The sequence below is a fragment of the Chamaesiphon sp. VAR_69_metabat_338 genome (genome assembly GCF_031423935.1).
In the GTDB taxonomy this organism is placed as follows: domain Bacteria; phylum Cyanobacteriota; class Cyanobacteriia; order Cyanobacteriales; family Chamaesiphonaceae; genus Chamaesiphon.
In genome coordinates, this window is record NZ_JANPGM010000151.1 from 1 (window position 1) to 15544 (window position 15544).

A 15544-nucleotide genomic window follows, 5' to 3' on the forward strand; every position below is an offset into this window, starting at 1 on the left:
GAAATTAAGCATTCAGTCGATCGATTAATTGTTTATAAACCAGTCGCCTCATCATGAGCATTCGTCTCGGGATCGGCACCCATGCTAGCAACTAAATTGCGGAGAACTGAAATTTGTTCGGTATAGTCCAATGCTTGAAGTTTGGTCATGCATTGAGTTGCGGCTTCTGACATTTGATAGTCGGCTGGCATCGGAATGATTTCTGTCCGATCCATGCCTTGAGCTAATAAGTACCAGAATAGCAATTTGGTGGTATCGCTAAGTGCGCCATATTCCCGACTAATCAAACTATTCTTACCTTCGATCAAATCCCGTTGAATTTGTAATTGTTCCTCATGGCTCATTTCGGCAACTTGCTTGAATAAGCCTTCGGCGATCGTTGGTGCGGCAGTGCTGGCTCCAGGTGCAGCCGGTGTAATTGATTTGCCAGTCTCTTTATAAATAAACCATAATAAGGCGAGCTTTTGGTCGGTATCTAACGCCATAAAAGCGTCAGTCATTTCTGGATGGACATTTGAAATTACAGTTGTCACAATATTGTCCTAAATTCATCTTCTCTACAATACTCACAATCTTATCGGTAGTCATACATACTTTTGGAGGAGGTGACGATCGGTCAAAAGACAGATGGAATTCACTTCTAGATTGTGCTTTGATAATTTATATACTCGCAGAGCGAAATTGAGAGCAAACACTTGATACTTTGTGCCGATTTAGCTCGCGATTATTTATATTGTTACCAACTAGCTACTGCCGATCGTGAATAAATCTACTGCTAGCGATTTAGAATTATTAGTCAAAATTGAGGGCATCGACGAACCCAAGATCGCTGCATATTTCGTGAGATTGAACAGTGGTGATTTTAAGGATGCCGCTGCATTATTTGCCGAGCGCGGCCAGTTGGCTCCGCCGTTTGAAAACCCGATCGAGGGTAGAGCGAAGATCGCAGCATATCTAGAAACAGAAGCTAGTGGGATGAGCTTTTGGCCTGAATCAGGAATGTTGCTGCTTAGAGATGACGATCTGTCTCAATATCATATCAACGGTAAAGTCAAAACTAATTACTTCACCATCAATGTGAGTTGGTTGATTCAGCTCAATGCAGACAAAGAAATTTTGCTGGTAGAAGTCAAGCTTTTAGCAGCATTAGAAGAATTATTAAAATTTAGCAAGTAACTTGGTTACAAGCCGCGATCGCGTTCCAAATCGTACAAGATTTTCTCCCAGTACCATTGCTCCATTCGATCGGGATTATTGCGACGAGCATTGGCAAGTAAGCGTTCGACGCGCTCCATATCGTGTCCGGCCATGACGATCGTCCGCCGTCGCGTCTCGGGATCGACAGTGGCTTTGCGCTGCCACTCACCAAAAATCTCGTCGGCACGAGATTTATTCGAGAATTTTTCCAGGGCGCAATAGAGCAACACCACGCCGATAATTACCAACAGAACTGTCAAACCGATACTCATCTCTCGATCGCCAATAGACTACGATCTTTTTATTCATCGCCACGCTGGGCACAACCGGACAAAAATTAAATCTGGTATTGCTGACGATCGACAAATAGCCAGCTGCTAAAGATGCGATCGATAATTAAAGATAACCATGCCCATCTCTTTACAGCGATTATGGTCGATCTCCTCACTCATCTCATCGAACCCCATATTCAAGACTTAGGTGGCTTTGAAGCTCGCCGCTTGTTGCCTTCAGCGGCAGTGACAATGGTCGGATCGTTTATCTTTTTCGACCATCTCGGCCCCGCTGAGTTTCCCCCAGGTCAGGGCGTAGACGTGCGACCGCACCCACACATCAATCTCGCTACTGTAACTTATTTATTTGAAGGTGCCTTAATGCATCGCGATAGTCTCGGTACCGTGCAAGAAATTCGGCCTGGGGAAGTAAATTGGATGACCGCCGGACGCGGGATCGCTCATTCAGAACGTACGCCAGATAACGATCGCAATCGGGAAGCTACGTTACACGGGATTCAAACCTGGGTGGCACTGCCAGCCGAAGCTGAAGAAACAGAGCCTTCCTTCGAGCATTATCCCGCCAGCGATTTACCCAAATGGGAAGCAGATGGGGTCGAGTTCACACTCATTGCTGGTACAGCATACAACCGCACTTCCCCCGTCCAAACTTTTTCACCAACGATCTACCTAGACGTGCAACTCGCGCCAGGATCGAAGTTTACGCTACCTAGTGACTATTCAGAACGAGCGATCTATACCGTGACCCCAGGATTGCAAATTGAGGGTACGGAGATCGAGCAACACCGCTTAGTCGTACTCAAAGCTGGAGCGGTAGTGTCGATCTCGGCGGATCGTACCGCTCGGTGTATGGTCATCGGTGGCGAACCTGTTGGCGATCGCACTAAGTGGTGGAATTTTGTTTCTAGTCGTCCAGAACGGATCGATCGCGCCAAGCAAGATTGGCAGCAAGGCAGATTCGAGCCAGTGCCTGGAGAGACTGAATTTATTCCCTTGCCCGCAGAACCCCCGCATCAGGAACAACCCCTGTAACAATCGACAATCACTCAACTGGATCGTTAACTATATGGGTGAAATTGGGATGCTGTAAGCCACCGCGCCACATGATGATGCCATCTTCGCCAGTATCTTGATAGTACTTCTTGCGGCGACCGACAGTTTGGAAACCAAATCGTTCGTACAAATCGATCGCGCCTTGATTGGAGGCACGAACTTCTAATGTCGCGCGAGCCATCTCGATCGATCGAGCTTTGTCTAATAAAGCTGTGAGTAATAATGTGCCTAATCCTTGGCGTTGATACTGCGGATGGATGCCGAGCAAGGTGATATGCGCCTCATCTAGAATCGCCCAAAAACAGCCGAAACCGATGATGCCAGATGTTTCTGGTGCCAAGGTTCTATCGATCGACACGCCCAAAAAATGACTATTGTCATTGGTTAATTCGCGCCGATAACTATCGATCGACCACAATCCTCCAAAGCATAAGCGATCGAGGATGACGACAGATTCGATTTCATCGACAGAGATTGGCTTAATTGTTAGATCTAAACCCACTTAATGTTACTGAATCGGTGACTAGGGACGGGAGACTCGGAGTCTTAAGTAGCTGCAGGTCGAGCCTCGAAACCAAACAACCCCAATGTTAACGGCACGCTCGATTAATAATTAGCACAGGGCGATCGACATTGCATGCTGTTGGGTTTCGCTTCACTCTACCCAACCTACAAATCTATTTCCTAAAGCCTAAAACCTAAAACCTAAAGCCTAACCCAATCCAAACGCCTGATGAACGGTCTTGAGTGCATCGATGCCTTGCGATCGAGCGACGACACAACTTACTTTAATGTCAGAAGTCGAAATCATCTGAATATTAATCCCTGCTGTTGCTAAGGCATTAAACATTTTGGCGGCGACGCCAGGATTGCTAATCATCCCCGCGCCGACGATGCTGACTTTGGAGATCGATTCATCGACAACGACTCCACCGCAGCCGAGTTTGGTGACAGCATCTGCGAGGACGCGTTTGGCATCGACGGCATCATTTTGGGCGATCGTACAGGCAATATCGCGGGTAGCCACCCCATTGATGACGCGCGTGCGTTGGGACTGGATAATGGCATCCATACTAATATTTTGCTTTGCTAAGATTCCAAATAGTTCGGCAGCCATGCCGGGTCGATCGGGTACTTGCAGTATAGCTAATCTCGCTCGATCGAGGTCGAGAGCGACGCCGCGTACTGAGGGTGCCTCAACTGGCGGAATCTGACTTTCGTTAGAAGAAGTGGAAATCTCAAACTGCTGACAGAGTGCCAAAATCGCCCGATCGCAATCGCTGCTGGCGATCGTGCAACTGACTTTGATTTCCGAAGTCGAAATCATTTGGATATTAATCCCCGCATCGGCGAGGGTTCTAAACATCTGAGCGGCAACACCAGGTCTACCGATCATCCCCGCGCCAGAGATGCTCACCTGGGCGATATCGCCTGCTACCAGGATGCGATCGTGACTGGGGACAAAGTTGTCATGGAGGACGGGCGAGATGGCTTCAGCGACCGCCTGGGCGCGACCGATGGCCTGTTTGCTGACGGTAAAGGCAATGTCATTGGTATTGCCTTCGTGGATCGATTGGACGATCAGATCGACATCGACGCGTTCGCGGGCGAGTGCGCCGAATAATTGGCCGGCAATCCCCGCCCGATCGGGTACTTGGAGGATCGCAATCTTGGCGCGATCGGTTGTAAAGCCGACGGCATCGACCGATCGGGCGATCTCCAAACCGGTCAGCGGGCGGGGCTGAGGTGCTGGCGATATGACCCAGGTGCCAGGATCGTCCGTCCAACTCGATCGCACGACTAAAGGTACGCCATAATTTTTGGCAATTTCTACCGCGCGGGGATGCAATACTTTCGCACCCAAACTGGCGAGTTCGAGCATTTCATCGGCAGTAATTTCGGTCAGTAGTTTAGCCTCTGGCACGAGCCGAGGATCGGTCGTCAAAATGCCCGGGACATCGGTATAAATTTCACAGGCACTAGCTTTGAGCGCGGCAGCTAGCGCGACAGCCGAAGTATCCGAACCGCCTCTGCCCAGGGTGGTGATATCTCGATCTCCCGTCGCGCTCACGCCCTGAAATCCAGCCACCACCACGACTTTACCCTCTTGGAGATGCCGATTGACGCGATCGGGAGCGATTTCTAGAATCCGCGCGCGGGTATGTTCGGCTTCGGTAACGATGCCTACTTGCGCGCCAGTGAGGGAGATGGCGGGTTGTCCCAGTTCTTGAATGGCAATACTCAACAGCGCGATCGTCACCTGTTCGCCCGTTGCTAGCAGCATATCCATTTCCCGGCGGGATGGCTGACTGGATAACTCATGCGCTAGTTTGACCAAGCCATCGGTAGTTTTCCCCATTGCCGAAACGACTACGACTAAATCGTTGCCAGCTTTGACAGCAGCCACCACTCGCCGCGCGACGGCTTGAATCCGTTCTGCCGAACCAACTGATGTCCCCCCATATTTTTGTACGATTAACGCCATCTTGATTACTACTACCTTTAATTTAGATTTAACCTGTGCTCTAGCGATCTATTGCCAACTGCGCTCATCTTTTCAAACAGTGTGACGATCGATAACGCGATCCAGCTTACGCTAGCAATTGTCTGTTGAATAGCGATCGCCTTCGCCGCTCCTACAAATTACCAATCGTCGCCAAATCCTGCGCGGTTGCTTGCATCACTTGAATATGAGCCGCACTCCAATCGTAAATAGCTTGACAATGATGAGCGACCAATAAGCCTGCTAATTTGCGATCGATTAAAATCGGCACGATGAAATTCGATCTAATCTTCAATCCGCGCAAAAATTCGCGATGGCAAGACTGAATCGGCTCTAACTCAATATCAACCATGACCCGAATCCGGCCATCTTCATACAGCTTGGTATACTCACTATTGAAACAGTCGTCCGCGCCACTAGTGCTGAGAATTGACAACTGCCGATCGCTCAACGATTCAAAGGTGACTCGACCGACTCGATCGGAATTGAATGTATAGACCACAACTCGATCGATATCGAGGTGCTGTCGGAGAGTGTCGATGGTGCTCTGAACCCGAGCATCTTTATCCATATACCGCCATCGATCGGTGTTTATGTGTGAGGATCTATTCATAAAAAAGCCGATCGATGTTGCTAACAACCATCTCAAAATGTCGATTCAGGTGAGGTTATGTACATTAGTCCGCAATGAGATTTTCATGTTGAGATGCTCCGCCAACGAAGGCTAGTTCTGCGTGAGTATCATCTTCCGGCTGTTTGGGGACGCTAACGATTCTGGCCAAAGCTGCGGACATCAACCCCTTGAATAGAGGATGAGGTAAGCTCGGCGTAGACTGAAATTCGGGGTGAAATTGCGTCGCGATAAAGAAGGGATGGGATGGGAGTTCGATAATTTCTACCAAGCGAGTATCGGGAGATGTGCCACTGATCTTGTAGCCACTGTTGAGAAACTGAGTTCGGTAGGCATTATTAAACTCATACCGATGGCGGTGGCGTTCGTAGATGGCGGTTTGCTGGTAGAGCTTGTGCGCCAGAGTATGTTCTTCCAGGCGACACGCATATAAGCCCAAGCGCATCGTCCCACCGAGATCGACGACATCTTTTTGTTCGGGGAGTAGATCGATGATCGGATTGGGAGTTTCGGGATCGAATTCCGAACTATGAGCACCGTCGAGTTTAGCCACATTTCGCGCCCAGTCGATCGTCGCAGCTTGCATGCCCAAGCACAATCCCAGGAAGGGCAGCTGGTGTTCGCGAGCGTACTGAATGGCGGCAATTTTGCCCTCTACGCCGCGAATGCCGAAGCCACCAGGGACGACCACCCCTTGCACGTCAGCGAGGTATTTGGCCGCACCGTGGCACTCTAGATCTTCCGAATTTACCCAGACGACTTCTAATTTGGCACCATTGGCGATCGCGCCATGTCTGAGAGCTTCAACTACAGATAAATAGGCATCGCCAAGTTGGGTATATTTACCAACTAGGGCGATTTTAACTTCCTGGGTAGATGTCTGCATCCGATCGACCAAATTTTGCCACTGAGTCAGATCGGGAGTCCGCTGTTCGAGATTGAGCAGATCGATCGCTTGAGAAGCCAATCCTTCCCGTTCCATAATTAGCGGCACTTCATAAATGCTGCTGGCATCCGGCGCATTAATTACCGATTCGACTGGCACATCGCAAAATTCCGAGAGCTTTTCTTTAATCCCTGGCAGTAGGGGCTGAATGCTGCGACAGACCAAAATATCTGGCTGAATCCCGATCGATCTGAGTTCTTTTACCGAGTGTTGCGTCGGTTTGGTTTTCATTTCTCCTGCCGTCGAAATCCAGGGTACTAGCGCGACATGCAAATAAATGACATTGCGTCTGCCCACTTCCTTGCGAAACTGGCGGATGGCTTCGAGAAACGGCAAAGATTCGATATCGCCGACGGTGCCGCCGATCTCCGTAATTACCACATCGGGGTTAGTATCTTTGGCAACTCGATCGATCCGCTCTTTGATCTCGTTGGTAATATGCGGGATGACTTGTACCGTGCCGCCATTGTAGTCACCGCGCCGTTCTTTATTAATTACCGCTTGATAGATCGAACCAGTGGTGACACTATTGAGTTTGGACATCGATGTGTCGGTAAATCGCTCGTAGTGTCCGAGATCTAGATCTGTCTCCGCTCCATCTCTGGTGACAAATACTTCTCCATGCTGGTACGGACTCATGGTGCCAGGATCGACGTTGATATAAGGATCGAGTTTGAGGATCGAGACTGAATAGTTGCGCGATTTGAGCAGTCGTCCCAAACTAGCGGCGACTATTCCTTTGCCGATGCTTGAAACGACGCCACCAGTGACGAATACAAACTTAGTCATGCTACTTTTGGTTTTTCTCTTACCCGATCGACTAGATCATTGTAAACTACTCACCGCAAATTGCTTGGTACTACCAGCAAGCAAACAATGAAATCGTGGCTGTCGATCCAAATTCTGCACCTGCGGACTTGGTGACGATCGGGCACGACTTCCAGGCGTTGGCTTATACTAGGCTAGAAAAGTCCCAATCGGATCGTAACAATGGACGACTCTCTCGATCGCCGCCGATATGCACCCGCCACCGAGCGCAATCGCGAACCGATCCTCGCAGTTTTGCAGCAAGTACTACCACCGACGGGGACGATCCTAGAAATTTCCAGCGGCACTGGCGAACACGCCATCTTCATGGCTCCCCAACTCGCACCGCGCGATTGGTTGCCCTCAGATCCCAATCCCGATGCCAGAGCGAGTATCGCTGCCTGGAAACAGTTCGCCCCATGCGATAATATGTATCCCCCGCTCGATCTCGATGCTAGTAGTGCCCAATGGTCGATCGAATCTGGCAGCGTTCCATTTGGCGATCTTATCCAACAGCCGATTATCGCGATCGTGAATATTAATATGATTCATATCGCGCCTAAATCTGCTTATTTGGGGTTATTTGCAGGCGCAAACCGCATCCTCCCGATCGGTGGTATCTTGTACTTATATGGCCCCTTCAAGCAAGGCGGTGTCCATACAGCTCCCAGCAATGCTGCTTTTGATGAAAGTCTGAGAAGTCAAAATCCAGAATGGGGCATCCGAGATTTAGCAGAAATAACCGCTGTCGCTCAAAGTCACAACCTAGAACTTCAAAAAGTCTATCCCATGCCTGCCAATAATCTTTCGGTCGTGTTTAAGGTGGTTGAATAATTTAGATCTCAATCAAAAAGAACCCTTGGCAGACTCAGAAGCGAAGCTCGACAGATCCAAGATCGATTGTGAAGATCGTTGGGTTTCACATTCGTTCAACCCAACCTACAAATTCTACAAATTCTAAAAAATCCCCTCCCAGGAGGGGTGCCCAAAGGGCGGGGTGGGTAAATCTCCGCAGTACCTCCAAACATCTCCGCACTACCAAATGGCTAATACCGACTTTCTCGCACATCTCAATCCCTCCCAACGGCGTTCCGTCGAGCATTATTGTGGAGCCTTATTAGTAGTAGCCGGAGCTGGTAGTGGCAAAACTCGCGCCCTCACCTATCGGATTGCCAACCTGATCCGCACCCACCACGTCGATCCCGCGCATATTCTCGCAGTTACCTTCACCAATAAAGCTGCCAAAGAAATGCGATCGAGAATCGAGTTACTATTCGCCCAGCAACAAGCAGAATTAAAGTTTGGTAAAGCTTGGGGCGCATTAGATGAGTATCAACAAACTCAATTGCGATCGCATGTCTATAAGACGATTATCAAAGACTTATGGATCGGCACATTTCACGGATTATTTAGTAAAGTGCTGCGATTTGATATCGATAAATATCAAGACGAGAAGGGACGGACGTGGAATCGAAGTTTTTCAATTTTTGATGATAATGATTGCCAAGGATTAGTCAAGCAAATTGTCGTCAAGCAGTTAGATTTAGACGACAAGAAATTCGAGCCGCGAGCGGTTCGTTATGCGATTAGTACTGCTAAGAACCAAGGCTTATCGCCAGACGCCTATAGCAAAGAGCAAAATGACTATCGGGGGCGTGTCATCTCGGATGTTTATAAACATTATCAAGATGCGCTGTGCGCCAATAATGCTTTAGACTTCGACGATCTATTATTAGTACCAGTGCAACTGTTTCGTCAAAACGCGCAAGTCCTAGATTATTGGCATCGCAAATTTCGCCATATCTTAGTAGATGAATATCAAGATACCAATCGGACACAATACGATCTGATTCAACTTTTAGTAACTAATGGTGTCGATAGCAAAACCTTCGATGCCTGGGAACATCGATCGATCTTTGTCGTGGGTGATGCCGATCAATCTATCTATTCATTCCGAGCGGCAGATTTTACCATTCTGATGAATTTTCAGGATGACTTCGGCGATAGTCAGCCAGACGATCGCACGGAAACGATGGTGAAGTTGGAAGAAAACTATCGATCGCGCGAGAATATCTTAGCCGCAGCCAATCATTTAATTCAACATAATACCCAACGGATCGATAAAGTTCTCAAAGCAACGCGTGGGGAAGGCGAACCGATCTTTTTGTACAAAGCTGATAATGAAATTGACGAAGCAGAATTTGTTGTCGGTCAAATTCGGAAACTCCTCCGCGAAAATCCCGAATTAAACTATGGTAATTTCGCTGCTTTATATCGAACTAATGCTCAGTCAAGACCGATCGAGGATGCCTTTGTCCGATCGCAAATTCCCTATACAATTGTGGGTGGATTAAAGTTCTACGATCGGCGGGAAATTAAAGATATCATCGCCTATTTACGCGCACTTGCCAATCCTAGCGATACGGTAAGTTTGCTGCGGGTAATCAATACTCCCAGACGCGGTGTCGGGCAAACCACGATCGATAATCTCCAGAATGCCGCACATCAATTAGGCGTCCCTTTATGGGAGATCCTGAATGATGAAACTTCCGTCAAAACTGTCGCCGGACGATCGTCAAAAGGCGTGCTAAATTTTGCAGAAATTATTAATAAGTGGCGGAGCGAAGCCCAAACGCGTCCGGTTGTCGATATCGTCACGGGCATTGTCGAAGATACCGGCTACGTTCATGAGTTGCAAACGCAAGGTACGGATGAAGCTTTAGAACGCATTCAAAACGTTCAAGAATTAGTCAATGCCACGATTCAATTCCAAGAAGAAAATGACCAGCCGACACTCGAAGCTTATTTGGCTAGTGCGGCACTCAGCTCGGATTTAGACAACCTCCAAGAAGGTAAAGAAGCCGTCTCTTTAATGACGTTACATGCTTCTAAAGGATTGGAATTTCCAGTCGTCTTTTTAGTCGGTTTAGAAGCGGGATTATTCCCCAGTTTTCGATCGCTCAACGATCCCTTAGCTGTCGAAGAAGAACGGCGGTTGTGCTATGTCGGCATCACCCGCGCTCAAGAGTTATTATATTTATCCCACGCGCGCGAACGTCGCTTATATGGTTCCCGCGAACCCGCGATTCGATCGCAATTTATCGGCGAATTACCACCAGAATTACTTAATAGTAATCTGCGGACTAAAGTTAAATCTCAAACCAGTGCCAGAATTCCATCCAAAGCACCGAAAACAGTCGGTAGTACTCACGATGGCACAACAGCATGGCGGGTTGGCGATCGCGTAATTCATCGTAGTTTTGGAGTGGGTCAAATTTCCCATGTATTTGGCACTGGGAACAAGCAATCTGTGGCGATTAAGTTTCCCAATCTCGGCCAAAAAATCATCGATCCCAAAATTGTTGGGCTACAAAAAATCGAGTGATGGATGATAGGGTGTCTGAAAAGGATTATTAGCTCCGATCGTAGGTTATCAATCCCCCTGTCTTGTCTCCCTGTCTTGACTGAAACACATGGGTCGGAAACCTCCGCGTGATTTGGGTCGCTGTCTTGTCGCACACAAACGGGAGGGAACCTCCCGTTCGATGCGCCGCTGCTTGGTTCGCTAAACCTGGAGGAAACCTCCGTGACGAGCGCATCCGCAAACCGTCGGGACACCCGACGTTGGCGGAGCCACTCCGTTAGCGGCTTGCTCCCGCCTTTGTTCCCCGACCATGGAAGCAAGACAAGACAGGAGTTACGCGAGCCGCTAAATCCCCCTTAAAAAGCAGGGTGGTTTCATACAAGAAAAGGAAAATGCCAATACCCATCTGTTTAGTCATCAACCGCCCTGAAATGAATTTCGGGCTAATAGCAAAAGTCCACTGAAGTGGACTGAAAGATTTTTATTTCGGTGTATGAAACCACCCTGCTAAATCCCCCTTAAAAAGGGGGAATTTGACTATTACTCGGGATTAAATCCATGCTTTTCAGGCACCCTCTGATGCTATTTGGGTGGGTTCGGTGCTGGGTTCGCTCTCTACAGTGGCTAATTCTTCTGACTCGCCCCGCTTGAGACTGAGTTGGTTGATGAGAGATAAAACGCTTGTTGCTCGATCGAATGACGTATCCTCAACGAAGAGGACTGTAGGCGTACGTCTGAGGCGAACGCGTTTACCTAGCTCGCTACGGACATATCCCGTCACAGATTTGAGTCCTTCCATCGTCTGGGCGCGGACTTCATCGCTACCGTAGATACTGACAAAAATTTTGGTATGCTGGAGATCGCCAGCGACATCGACAGCCGTGACGCTAACCATGCCCGCGCCGACTCTGTCGTCTTTGATGTCAAAGAGGATCATTTGACTGACTTCGCGCTTGATCAGTTCGGCGACACGCGACACGCGACGAGTATTACTCATAAGTTTTGTTTAAATCTTGTAAATCGGACTGCAAGCTTAGGTGACGGGAGTAAGTCCGAGCATCGCTCTGAGCGTAAATACTACTACCATGACTGTCCCTACCAAAAAGCCCACTAGCGCGACGGCAGTAATAGGACGTTTCCAGAGCGGTGCTAGCCAACCAAATGCGGAAAAGAAGATACCGAGGACAATTGTCACGAAGTAACTTGGGTATCGTCCGATGTTGTCAAAAAAATCACCAAACATTACAATTTCGATCGTGCTAGCGGACAGGAACCATTATAACGGAATGGCAAGGGATGGACGAAGGGTTGTCAAATGAATATGAGGAGTTTGGAGATGGTGCTTTTTCACCACAGCGACGCGCGCACGCCTTTGTTTCCCCACGGTTGCGATCGAGACAGAGGGGCACAGATGATCTGGAGGGGGTTAGACTAAGGGAGTTGGGGGTTAATTAAATTTAATAGTTGAGAGTTATGCAGCCGAAGTTTGCAAGTGAGTTGGCTTGGCAACAAGCGGAGTTTTTGATGCAACCGATTTATATTCGGATTATCGATCGCATCCGTCAACAGGGAGAAGTTTCGACTTGGAAGGTGAGTTATGAGGAGGTACGAGAGCCGCACCCGATTAATTATCTTTGTCTGGAGTCTGGAGATCGACGGTTAAAGTTTGATATTTGGGATTTGTGCTATCAGGTGTGTTTTCTCAATTATGATGGCAGTCATAGCGAAGTTGAGAGCCAAATTGTAGATGTAGATACCAGTCTCATCGATATGGAAGCGCAAACTCCTGATTGGACTAAATTGGATCGTAAAGCTAAAGATGTTATCGCTAGAATCTTTAATAACTTGCCAACCTAGCGATCGCAGAAAGTATCGTTACAATATAAACAATATAAACAATATAAAACTCCTAAATTAATATTTTGAATAATTTAAACAAGATACTTCAATCTGCTAAATCGGGCGTGGCTATATACGATACTTCCGATTGGGGTAAAATCCTGGTAAGCGATCGCGACAGGCTGCGATTCTTACACAACCAAAGCACGGCAGATTTTGAAAAACGCCAATCGGGCGAAGGTTGCGATACGGTGTTTGTCACTTCGACAGCTCGGACGATCGATCTGGCAACTGGACTAATTTTAGATGATGAGGTGTTGCTAATTACATCTCCCAATCGTCGTAAATATTTATTTGATTGGCTCGATAAGTACATCTTTTTTGCCGATCGAGTCAAATTAAAAGATGTCACCGATACTCTAGCTAGCTTTACACTAATGGGTGCTGAAAGTGCCAGTATATTAGCACAATTGGGCTGTCCTGACTTAAACGAGCTACCATTACACAGCCACCAAGTACATCACGTTAATGGCATCGAAATCCGAATTGCGATCGGGACTGAATTGGGATTACCTGGCTATCGCTTAATATGCGATCGATCTAGTGCCCCAGCTTTAAAAGAAGCGATCGCTAATTTAGGTGCTGTCACAGTAGATGAGAACGCCTGGGAATGCCTACGAATCCAGCAAGGTAGACCGAAACCTGACGCGGAGTTAACGGAGGATTACAACCCCTTAGAGGTGGGTTTGTGGGATACAATTTCGTTTACCAAAGGTTGCTATATCGGCCAAGAAACGATCGCGCGGCTGAATACTTATAAAGGTGTCAAACAGTATCTATGGGGGATTAAGTTAGCCGGATCTGTGGCAGTGGGAACGGCGATAACTGTCGATGATGAAAAGGTGGGTGTGTTAACTAGCTGTAGTGAGACGGATGCAGGAATAATGGGATTGGGCTACGTTCGATCGAAGGCTGGTGGGGTAGGTTTAAAAGTGATGGTAGGAGACGTAGAAGGGGAAATTATCGATCTGCCGTTCGTTCGACATGAGTATCCAGTTTAATATTATTTGCTGTCTAACTTTGGAAAGTAATTCACCCGATCGAGTGATTCAAAATCATTGTCCTGCGTCCAAATAATAGCATCATACTTCATTGCCGTTGCATAAATTATGCTGTCAGCCAACGGGAGTTTATACTTAATGCCATAATAAGCCGCATCAATTGCCAAGCGACTATCGAGAACGATTACCTCTCCTTGTTCCATTTGCGCGATTGCTGCCAAAGCGACATCTTCATCTCGTTGGCGCAGAATAATTTTGAAAACTTCAGCGAGCGTAATACTAGGAACCAGTAAATCTGTGGTATTTTCGATCGGTTCGACAAAGTATTCAGCATTGCCATCGCCAGCGAAGTAGGAAAGCCATGCGGAAGAATCAACAATATTCAAACTCTGTCTCCTTCTCTTACTACCTCTGTCTCGATCCCTTTGAGAAAGCCTCTCATTTGAGCAATAGGTTTCAGTGGGATTAATTCGATCCGGTTGCGATAGGCAATCATCTGAATTTTTTGGCCAGAGACTATGCCCATTGATTCTCTAATTTCCTGGGGGATGACAATTTGATATTGAGAAGAAACGATAACTGTATCCATACTGATTTTATCGATACTGGTGTGGTGGGATGATAAGACGATCGTGTGTTGTAAGAAGTTAGGATGATTCAATCATACTTAATATTAACCCTTAATACAGACTACTTGTTTGAGAGTTGCGACTACTTCTACTAAATCGGATTGATTTGCCATTACTGTATCGATCGATTTATAGGCGGCGGGAATCTCATCGAGGAGTTCGGTGTCTTTGCGACATTCGACACCCTGAGTTTGGGCGATTAAGTCATCTAAAGTATAGGTATTTTTGGCCATTGCTCTGGACATAATCCGTCCGGCACCGTGAGAAAAACTACAAAAACTGTGGGCGTTACCTTTGCCTTTGACGATATAAGATTTGGTGCCCATCGAACCAGGGATGACGCCGTAGTCCTCCTTTTGGGCGCGGACGGCACCTTTGCGAGTCACATAGAATTCTTTACCGAAGTGGACTTCTTTTTCGGCGTAATTATGATGGCAATTAACCGATAGTAATGGTTTCATTTTCTTACCACCATTAAGATGTTGCTCGATGACGCGCATAAATCTCGCCATCATCACATCGCGATTAGTGCGGGCATAGTTTTGCGCCCACTGGAGATCGCGCCAGTAGGCAGCAAATTCGGGCGTACCCGTGACGAAATAAGCTAAGTCTCGATCGGGTAAACTGAGATCGGCTAATTTTGCCAAATCTTTAGCAGTATCGATATGACATTGGGCTAATTTATTGCCAATATTCCGCGAACCAGAGTGCAACATCAACCAGACTTTATTTTCGGTATCGATACAAACTTCAATAAAGTGATTGCCGCCGCCTAAAGAGCCGAGTTGCTTGATGGCTTTATTTTCTAAACCGCGCACGCCGCGATGTAACTGGTCAAAATCTTGCCAACCTTGCCAATTAGTAGCATCTTTAGAAATTTCTTTATTTTCTTCAAAGCCAACGGGAATTTGCGCTTCTAAGTCGAGGCGAATTTTTTTGAGTTTACCATCTAATTTCTCACCATTAAATGGGGTTTGAATTGCCATCATCCCACAGCCCACATCGACCCCCACAGCCGCTGGAATCAGCGCATTTGTAGTCGCAATTACCGAGCCAACTAGGGCACCTTTACCTAAATGAACGTCTGGCATTAGGGCGACATGTTTGAACACAAACGGCAATGAGGCAACATTCTTTGCCATCTTTGTTTCTGCTTGTGCCAAATCGTGTCCTGCCCACGATAGGACGGGTTTGGGTGTGTCGATTTCTAATTGTTGATAA

At 47.5% G+C, this 15544-nt stretch carries 17 protein-coding genes; 6 read left to right on the top strand and 11 right to left on the bottom strand.

The genetic code is table 11. The annotated features are described in order from the left end of the window. Positions 1 to 32: 32 nt before the first annotated feature. Positions 33 to 533 (bottom strand): orange carotenoid protein N-terminal domain-containing protein, encoded by a 501-nt coding sequence (locus RMO84_RS04485; RefSeq protein ID WP_310487281.1) that lies wholly within the window; start codon positions 531 to 533, stop codon positions 33 to 35. A 226-nt stretch (positions 534 to 759) separates the two neighbouring features. Here RMO84_RS04485 and RMO84_RS04490 point away from each other — a divergent pair, with 226 nt between their 5' ends. Next, positions 760 to 1176: a nuclear transport factor 2 family protein gene (locus RMO84_RS04490; RefSeq protein ID WP_310487282.1), complete on the top strand. Its 417-nt coding sequence runs from the start codon at positions 760 to 762 to the stop codon at positions 1174 to 1176. 5 nt (positions 1177 to 1181) lie between these two features. Here RMO84_RS04490 and RMO84_RS04495 read toward each other — a convergent pair whose 3' ends face one another. Then, on the bottom strand, positions 1182 to 1469 hold the full coding sequence (locus RMO84_RS04495) for a hypothetical protein (RefSeq protein WP_310487283.1): 288 nt from the start codon (positions 1467 to 1469) through the stop codon (positions 1182 to 1184). Positions 1470 to 1628: 159 nt separating this feature from the next. Between RMO84_RS04495 and RMO84_RS04500 the strand changes: the two genes are divergently transcribed. After that, positions 1629 to 2522, top strand: coding sequence for a pirin family protein (locus tag RMO84_RS04500; protein ID WP_310487284.1), 894 nt, complete (start codon positions 1629 to 1631; stop codon positions 2520 to 2522). A 10-nt stretch (positions 2523 to 2532) separates the two neighbouring features. Here RMO84_RS04500 and rimI read toward each other — a convergent pair whose 3' ends face one another. The 4 genes from rimI to RMO84_RS04520 all read right to left on the bottom strand — a co-directional run bounded on the left by rimI (position 2533) and on the right by RMO84_RS04520 (position 7412). Then, positions 2533 to 3045: a ribosomal protein S18-alanine N-acetyltransferase gene (rimI, locus tag RMO84_RS04505; protein WP_310487285.1), complete on the bottom strand. Its 513-nt coding sequence runs from the start codon at positions 3043 to 3045 to the stop codon at positions 2533 to 2535. A 210-nt stretch (positions 3046 to 3255) separates the two neighbouring features. Further along, a complete protein-coding gene (locus tag RMO84_RS04510) occupies positions 3256 to 5028 on the bottom strand; it encodes an aspartate kinase (RefSeq protein ID WP_310487286.1) in 1773 nt (590 codons plus the stop codon). 151 nt (positions 5029 to 5179) lie between these two features. Further along, positions 5180 to 5659, bottom strand: coding sequence for a GAF domain-containing protein (locus tag RMO84_RS04515; RefSeq protein WP_310487287.1), 480 nt, complete (start codon positions 5657 to 5659; stop codon positions 5180 to 5182). A 64-nt stretch (positions 5660 to 5723) separates the two neighbouring features. Next, positions 5724 to 7412: a CTP synthase gene (locus RMO84_RS04520; protein WP_310487288.1), complete on the bottom strand. Its 1689-nt coding sequence runs from the start codon at positions 7410 to 7412 to the stop codon at positions 5724 to 5726. A gap of 201 nt (positions 7413 to 7613) precedes the next feature. On the opposite strand from RMO84_RS04520, the gene RMO84_RS04525 reads away from it, so the two are divergent. Next, the gene (locus RMO84_RS04525) at positions 7614 to 8264 is read left to right on the top strand and encodes a DUF938 domain-containing protein (RefSeq protein ID WP_310487289.1); all 651 of its coding nucleotides are present in this window, start codon (positions 7614 to 7616) and stop codon (positions 8262 to 8264) included. Between the two features lie 208 nt (positions 8265 to 8472). Next, entirely contained in the window at positions 8473 to 10815 is a 2343-nt protein-coding gene (pcrA, locus tag RMO84_RS04530) for a DNA helicase PcrA (RefSeq protein ID WP_310487290.1), read from the top strand. Positions 10816 to 11359: 544 nt separating this feature from the next. On the opposite strand, the gene rbfA is transcribed toward pcrA, so the two are convergent. Both rbfA and RMO84_RS04540 read right to left on the bottom strand, forming a co-directional pair. Beyond that, positions 11360 to 11791, bottom strand: coding sequence for a 30S ribosome-binding factor RbfA (gene rbfA / locus RMO84_RS04535; protein ID WP_310487291.1), 432 nt, complete (start codon positions 11789 to 11791; stop codon positions 11360 to 11362). Between the two features lie 36 nt (positions 11792 to 11827). After that, positions 11828 to 12037: a DUF751 family protein gene (locus RMO84_RS04540; protein WP_310487292.1), complete on the bottom strand. Its 210-nt coding sequence runs from the start codon at positions 12035 to 12037 to the stop codon at positions 11828 to 11830. 230 nt (positions 12038 to 12267) lie between these two features. Between RMO84_RS04540 and RMO84_RS04545 the strand changes: the two genes are divergently transcribed. Continuing rightward, a complete protein-coding gene (locus tag RMO84_RS04545; protein WP_310487293.1) occupies positions 12268 to 12651 on the top strand; it encodes a hypothetical protein in 384 nt (127 codons plus the stop codon). Positions 12652 to 12716: 65 nt separating this feature from the next. Next, entirely contained in the window at positions 12717 to 13694 is a 978-nt protein-coding gene (locus tag RMO84_RS04550; protein WP_310487294.1) for a folate-binding protein, read from the top strand. Between the two features lie 2 nt (positions 13695 to 13696). Here RMO84_RS04550 and RMO84_RS04555 read toward each other — a convergent pair whose 3' ends face one another. The 3 genes from RMO84_RS04555 to RMO84_RS04565 form a co-directional block, all read right to left on the bottom strand. Beyond that, a complete protein-coding gene (locus RMO84_RS04555; protein WP_310487295.1) occupies positions 13697 to 14080 on the bottom strand; it encodes a type II toxin-antitoxin system VapC family toxin in 384 nt (127 codons plus the stop codon). Next, the gene (locus RMO84_RS04560; RefSeq protein ID WP_396135769.1) at positions 14077 to 14283 is read right to left on the bottom strand and encodes an AbrB/MazE/SpoVT family DNA-binding domain-containing protein; all 207 of its coding nucleotides are present in this window, start codon (positions 14281 to 14283) and stop codon (positions 14077 to 14079) included. Before RMO84_RS04560 ends, RMO84_RS04555 begins: the two co-directional genes overlap by 4 nt. 84 nt (positions 14284 to 14367) lie before the next feature. Next, positions 14368 to 15544 (bottom strand): RtcB family protein (locus tag RMO84_RS04565; RefSeq protein WP_310487297.1); only part of this gene is annotated, 1177 nt, incomplete at its 5' end.

What these genes read in the sequence shown, in the direction of transcription:
- RMO84_RS04495 (WP_310487283.1), bottom strand. Translation starts at nt 1,469, where the DNA reads ATGAGTATCGGTTTGACAGTTCTGTTGGTAATTATCGGCGTGGTGTTG.
- RMO84_RS04500 (WP_310487284.1), top strand. Translation starts at nt 1,629, where the DNA reads ATGGTCGATCTCCTCACTCATCTCATCGAACCCCATATTCAAGACTTA.
- RMO84_RS04510 (WP_310487286.1), bottom strand. Translation starts at nt 5,028, where the DNA reads ATGGCGTTAATCGTACAAAAATATGGGGGGACATCAGTTGGTTCGGCA.
- RMO84_RS04515 (WP_310487287.1), bottom strand. Translation starts at nt 5,659, where the DNA reads ATGAATAGATCCTCACACATAAACACCGATCGATGGCGGTATATGGAT.
- RMO84_RS04520 (WP_310487288.1), bottom strand. Translation starts at nt 7,412, where the DNA reads ATGACTAAGTTTGTATTCGTCACTGGTGGCGTCGTTTCAAGCATCGGC.
- RMO84_RS04525 (WP_310487289.1), top strand. Translation starts at nt 7,614, where the DNA reads ATGGACGACTCTCTCGATCGCCGCCGATATGCACCCGCCACCGAGCGC.
- pcrA (WP_310487290.1), top strand. Translation starts at nt 8,473, where the DNA reads ATGGCTAATACCGACTTTCTCGCACATCTCAATCCCTCCCAACGGCGT.
- rbfA (WP_310487291.1), bottom strand. Translation starts at nt 11,791, where the DNA reads ATGAGTAATACTCGTCGCGTGTCGCGTGTCGCCGAACTGATCAAGCGC.
- RMO84_RS04540 (WP_310487292.1), bottom strand. Translation starts at nt 12,037, where the DNA reads ATGTTTGGTGATTTTTTTGACAACATCGGACGATACCCAAGTTACTTC.
- RMO84_RS04545 (WP_310487293.1), top strand. Translation starts at nt 12,268, where the DNA reads ATGCAGCCGAAGTTTGCAAGTGAGTTGGCTTGGCAACAAGCGGAGTTT.
- RMO84_RS04560 (WP_396135769.1), bottom strand. Translation starts at nt 14,283, where the DNA reads ATGGATACAGTTATCGTTTCTTCTCAATATCAAATTGTCATCCCCCAG.